General features: G+C 67.6%; 5 protein-coding genes. 3 read left to right on the top strand and 2 right to left on the bottom strand.

Features of this window, described 5'->3' with window-relative positions:
* Window positions 1-78: 78 nt before the first annotated feature.
* Window positions 79-2,286, bottom strand: a complete 2,208-nt coding sequence (locus VF662_RS01350; RefSeq protein WP_464136803.1) for an FAD-dependent oxidoreductase — start codon at window positions 2,284-2,286, stop codon at window positions 79-81.
* 82 nt (window positions 2,287-2,368) lie between these two features.
* Between VF662_RS01350 and msrA the strand changes: the two genes are divergently transcribed.
* From msrA to VF662_RS01335, 3 genes are all read left to right on the top strand, one after another.
* The gene (msrA, locus tag VF662_RS01345) at window positions 2,369-2,962 is read left to right on the top strand and encodes a peptide-methionine (S)-S-oxide reductase MsrA (protein ID WP_464136799.1); all 594 of its coding nucleotides are present in this window, start codon (window positions 2,369-2,371) and stop codon (window positions 2,960-2,962) included.
* 71 nt (window positions 2,963-3,033) lie between these two features.
* Window positions 3,034-3,972, top strand: a complete 939-nt coding sequence (locus tag VF662_RS01340; protein WP_464136797.1) for a radical SAM protein — start codon at window positions 3,034-3,036, stop codon at window positions 3,970-3,972.
* Entirely contained in the window at window positions 3,973-4,620 is a 648-nt protein-coding gene (locus VF662_RS01335) for a TIGR04283 family arsenosugar biosynthesis glycosyltransferase (protein WP_464136795.1), read from the top strand. It abuts the gene before it with no gap.
* On the opposite strand, the gene VF662_RS01330 is transcribed toward VF662_RS01335, so the two are convergent.
* Window positions 4,611-5,486 (bottom strand): S-methyl-5'-thioadenosine phosphorylase, encoded by an 876-nt coding sequence (locus VF662_RS01330; protein ID WP_464136792.1) that lies wholly within the window; start codon window positions 5,484-5,486, stop codon window positions 4,611-4,613. The two genes, VF662_RS01335 and VF662_RS01330, sit on opposite strands and share 10 nt — an antisense overlap.
* Window positions 5,487-5,523: the final 37 nt, after the last annotated feature.

Genomic DNA, 5,523 nt, shown 5'->3' with positions numbered 1-5,523 from the left:
CGCCGAGCGCCGGCACAAGCCGCGTCTTCACCTTCCCCGGCACCGGCGCCTTGGCGAAGATGACGATACGGGTCTCCATCAGCCGCGGCGCCAGCGATGATAAAGCTCGACCCATTCCAGCAGCCGCTCCGGCTTGTGCGCTCGCTTCCACTCGCCGGCGGCATATTTGTTCGCCTCCGCCATGGTGGGATAGGCGTGGATGGTGCCGAGGATCTTGTTCAGGCCAAGCCGATGCTTCATCGCCAGCGTGATCTCGGCGATGAGCTCGCCCGCCGCCGCGGAAACGATGGTGGCACCGAGGATCCGGTCCTTTCCCGGCTGGACCAGGATCTTCACGAAGCCGCTGTTGGCGCTCTCCGCCACCGCTCGGTCGAGATGGTCGAGCCCGTAGCGTACCACCTCGTAAGCTACCCCCGCCTCGCGTGCGGAAAGCTCGTTATGCCCCACATGAGCGACCTCCGGATCGGTGTAGGTGACCCAGGGCAGAAAGCGGTAGTCCGCCCGGAAGCGCCTGAGGCTCCCGAACAATGCATTAACCGCCGCGAACCACGCCTGGTGCGCTGCGAAATGCGTGAACTGATAAGGCCCCGCCACGTCCCCGACCGCGTAGATGTTCGGGAAGAGCGTCTCCAGATAGTCGTTGGTGACCACCGTCCGCTCCGTCTCGATGCCGAGCGCCTCGAGCCCATAGCCGCCAAGCCGCGCCTTCCGCCCCACCGCGACGATGATCTCGTCGAAGGGCAGGGGCACCTCCTCGCCGGTGCCGCTTTCGACGATCAGCACCTTCCCGTCGCACCGCACCGCCTCATGGCCGGTGCGGACATCCACGCCCTCCGCTCGGAGCGCCTGGTCGACGAAGGCGGACACTTCCTCATCTTCCTTCGCCAGGAGACGAGGCCCGCTCTCGACCTGCGTCACCTCCGCGCCGAGCCTGGCGAGGGCCTGCGCCATCTCGGTTCCGATCGGCCCGCCGCCGACGATCACGATCCGCCGCGGCATCTCGTCGCGCCCGCGAAGCGCGTCCCACATCGTATCGCTGGTGAGGTAGCCCGCTTCCGCGAGACCCGGAATGTCCGGCACGAACGGCTCCGCGCCCGCCGCGATCACGATCGAACGCGCCGTCAGCCGCTCGCCGCCGTCTATCTCCACCGTCCAGGGATCGACGATCCGCGCATGCCCAAGCCGCACGTCCACACCCATCTTGGTGTAGCGCTCGACGCTGTCGGCGGGCTCGATATGCCTGATGATCGCGAACACCCGCTCGATCACCTCGCGGAAGCTGAATTCCGGCTCCCGCGGCTTCAGCCCATATGCGCCGCCGGTCCTGATCTCGTGCGCCAGCCGCGCCGTGCGGATCAGGGCTTTCGATGGTACGCAGCCCGTGTTGAGGCAGTCGCCGCCCATCTTGTGCGCTTCGATGAGGGTCACCTTCGCCCGCACCGTGGCGGCGATGTAGGAGGTGACGAGCCCCCCCGCGCCGGCGCCGATCACGATCAAATTCCGGTCGAACCGCCTCGGCCGCTTCCATCCCTTGTAGACGCGGCGCTTGCGGAACGTGCCGACGATCCATTTCGCGATCAGCGGGAAAATGCCGAGCAGCACGAACGAGCCGATCAGCGCCGGCGACAGGATGTCCCCGGTGCTCTCGATCCGCGCCAGCTGCGTTCCCGCATTCACGTAGACGATCGTCCCCGCCAGCATCCCCAACTGGCTGACGATGTAGAAGGTAAGGAGCCGCATCCCCGTCAGCCCCATTGCCAGGTTGATCAGGAAGAAGGGGAAGGCGGGGATCAGCCGCAGCGTGAGCAGGTAGAATGCGCCGTCCTTGTCGATGCCGCGGTCGATCGCCTCCACGCGCCTGCCGAACTTCGCCTTCACCCAGTCGCGCAGCAGATAGCGCGAGGAAAGAAAGGCGAGGCTCGCACCGATCGACGAGGCGAAGGAGACGATGACGGTGCCGAGCAAAAGCCCGAAGATCGCTCCGGCCGCCAGCGTCATGATCGCTGCTCCCGGCAGCGAGAGGGCGGTCACCGCGACGTAGATTAGGAAGAAGCCGCCGACGATCAGCAGCGGCCGGGCCGCGACAAGACCCGCAAGCTCCGCCTGCCGCGCCTTCAGATTTTCCAGCGTCAGCCACTGGCCGAGGTCGAACAGGAAGAATGCGCCCACCGCGGCCGCGATCAGAAGCAGCAGGCCGATCCTGCCGAAGCCGCCCCGCTTCGCCGGTCCGCTTCCAGATGTTTCGCCGTTCGCCAGATCGGGCCTCCGCCTCCCGTCTAGCCGCAAAACCGGCCGCTCCCAACTATGCATAAGGACGGTGGAGACGCTGCAAGTGGCGGAGGCGCCTGCGCCACCCTACATAGGCGGGATGACACGCATCCTCTTCCTGCTGAGCCTGATCTTCGCCGCAGCCTCTCCGTCGGTGGCCGCCGCTCCTTCGTCCCGCGCGGAGGCGGTGTTCGCCGGCGGCTGCTTCTGGTGCACCGAATCCGATTTCGATCACATGCCGGGCGTCATCTCGACGACCTCGGGCTATGTCGGCGGCACGACCGCCAACCCGACTTACGAGCAGGTCTCGGCCGGCGGCACCGGCCATTTCGAGGCGGTGCGCGTCGTCTACGACCCGTCGAAGATCAGCTATCCCCGTCTGGTCGCGCGTTTCCTCCGCACAGTGGACGCCACGGACGGCGGCGGCCAGTTCTGCGACCGCGGGAGCCAGTACCGCTCCGCCATCTTCGTCGCCAATGCCGAGCAGCGGCGGATCGCCGAGGCCCTGAAGGCAAAAGCCGAGACCAGCCTGAAGGTGCCGGGGCCGATCGCAACCCTGGTCCTCCCCGCCGCCAAATACTATCCGGCGGAGGGCTATCACCAGGATTATTACAAGAAGAACCCGGTCCGTTATCGCTTCTACCGCCTCAACTGCGGACGCGACGCGCGGCTGAAGAAGGTCTGGGGCGGCTGATCCTCTTCGTTTGAGGGGGTGGCCCCGATCGGCTATCCCTGCGCCCAAGGAGACTGACGATCGCCACTGCCTTGAAACCCCAGGCATCGCCGTTCGCCGATCCGGCGGCGCGGCCGATCGATCCGGCGAAGTTCCGCGATCCGCTCGTCACGGCGAAGGGCGAGCCGCGCGCTCATGTGTCGCTGGACCGGCTCGACACGCTCTGGCTCAACACAGGAACGCTCTGCAATCTCGCCTGCGCGAGCTGCTATATCGAAAGCTCCCCGACCAATGACGCGCTCGTCTATCTGAGCCTCGCCGAGGCGGAGGTCTTTCTCGACGAAGCCGAGCGCCTGGGCACGCGCGAGATCGGCTTCACCGGCGGCGAGCCTTTCATGAACCGGGATGCGGTGGCGATGATCCGCTCGGCGCTCTTGCGCGGCTTCGAGGTGCTGGTCCTCACCAATGCAATGCGGCCGATGCGCCGGTTCGAGGAGCAGCTGAAGGCGCTCCCCCGCGAGCGGCTGACGATGCGCGTCAGCCTCGATCATCACACGCCGGCCGTGCACCAGGCCGAACGCGGCGCCGGCTCCTGGGCGAAGGCGGTGGACGGGCTTAAATGGCTCCACGACAACGGCTTCAGGATCGCGGTTGCCGGCCGCCAGCTCGCCCGCGAAAGCAAGGCGGAAGCGCAGGCGGGCTACGATCGCCTGTTCGCCGAGCTCGGCATTGCCGTCGGCGGTCTCGTCATCTTCCCGGCGATGGATGCCGCCGCCGACGTGCCCGAGATCACCGAAGCCTGCTGGGGCATCACCGGCGTCTCGCCGTCCTCGCTGATGTGCGCCTCGAGCCGGATGGTGGTGAAGCGCAAGGGCGCCGAGCGACCTGTGGTCGTCGCCTGCACCCTCCTTCCCTATGACGATCAATTCGCGCTCGGCGAGACGCTGCAGGAGGCATCGCGCAAGATCATGCTCAACCACCCGCATTGCGCGCGTTTCTGCGTGCTAGGCGGCGCGAGCTGCTCCGGCTGAATGCTGTCGGTCGTCATCCCGACGCTGAACGCCGCCGCCCTCCTGCCTTATTGTCTTCAGCGGCTGGACGGCGCCGACGAGATCATCATCGTCGACGGCGGCTCGCGCGACGAGACGATCGCGATCGCCGAAGCCGCGGGCGCTCGGGTGATCGTCGCGCCGAAGGGCAGGGGATCGCAGCTCCGCGCCGGCGGGGAAGCGGCACGCGGCGATTGGCTGCTCTTCCTCCACGCGGATACCTTGCTCGAGCCCGGCTGGCTCGAAGCTGCCGAAGCGCATGCGCAGCGCACCACCTGTCCCGCCTGCTTTCGCTTCCGTCTCGACGATCGTTCCTGGCAGGCGAGGATGGTGGAGCGCGGCGCCCGCCTCCGCGCCGCCCTGCTCGGCCTTCCTTATGGCGACCAGGGGCTGCTGGTGTCGCGAACCCATTATCGGAATATGGGCGGTTATCGGGCGCTGCCGCTGATGGAGGATGTGGATCTCGTCCGCCGTCTCGGGCGGGTCCGGACGCTCCCCGTCGATGCGATCACCTCGGCCGAGCGCTGGCGCCGCGACGGCTGGTTTAGCCGCTCCGCGCGCAATCTCGCCTGCCTGTCGATGTACATGGTGGGCGTGCCGACGGAGCGGATCGCCCGCTTCTACGGCTGAGCCTTCAGCACCCGCCCCGCAACAGCATCGAGCTTCGCGAGCAGCGCCGGATCGCGCGCATCGGGGGCGGTGATCAAGGCGGTGTCGAGAATGGTGTCGATCGGCGACGGCTCCCGCCGCTCCGGCAGCGAGCGGGCAAGCTCAAGCACCATCCGCCGCGCCGCTTCGGCATTCGCCTGGAGCTGGGCGAGGATCGCGGAGACCTCCACCGCTTCCTCGCCGCTCCGCCAGCAATCGTAATCCGTCACCATGCCAACGAGCGCGTAGGGAAGCTCGGCCTCGCGCGCGAGCTTCGCCTCGGGCATCCCGGTCATCCCGATCACGTCGCAGCCCCACATCCGGTAGAGCTCGCTCTCCGCCCGCGAGGAGAATTGCGGACCCTCCATCGCCAGGTAGGTCCCGCCCCGCGCCATGTCCGCGCCCGCCGCTTCGCCCGCCGCCGCAGCAAGCGCGGAAAGGCGCGGGCACACCGGATCGGCCGTCGAGACGTGGGCCACCATGCCGTTGCCGAAGAAGCTCTTCTCGCGCGCGAAGGTGCGGTCGATGAACTGGTCCACGGCCACGAACCGCCCCGGCGCCAGCGCCTCGCGAAGCGACCCCACCGCCGAGATCGCAAGCACGTCCGTGCATCCCGCCCGCTTCAACACGTCGATGTTAGCGCGGTAATTCACGCCGCTGGGGCTCAGGTGATGCCCGCGCCCGTGCCGCGGCAGGAACACGAACTTCACGCCGTGGATGCGGCCGATCAGGAGCGCGTCCGACGGCTTTCCCCAGGGCGAGCCGACTTCGATCCATTGCGGGTCCTCAAGCGCATCCATCGCATAGAGGCCGGAGCCGCCGATGATCCCGATCGTCCATTCGCTCATCGCGCCTCCCTAGTGGCGCCCGCCGCGCCGCGATAGG

The organism is Allosphingosinicella sp. (assembly GCF_036387215.1).
In the GTDB taxonomy this organism is placed as follows: Bacteria; Pseudomonadota; Alphaproteobacteria; order Sphingomonadales; family Sphingomonadaceae; genus Allosphingosinicella.
The sequence above is the reverse complement of the archived record's forward strand: the minus strand, read 5'-3'. Positions and strand labels throughout refer to the sequence as shown.

Excerpts from the sequence above, each read along its gene's own strand:
- msrA (WP_464136799.1), top strand. The coding sequence starts at position 2,369 with ATGACACGCATCCTCTTCCTGCTGAGCCTGATCTTCGCCGCAGCCTCT.
- VF662_RS01335 (WP_464136795.1), top strand. The coding sequence starts at position 3,973 with ATGCTGTCGGTCGTCATCCCGACGCTGAACGCCGCCGCCCTCCTGCCT.
- VF662_RS01330 (WP_464136792.1), bottom strand. The coding sequence starts at position 5,486 with ATGAGCGAATGGACGATCGGGATCATCGGCGGCTCCGGCCTCTATGCG.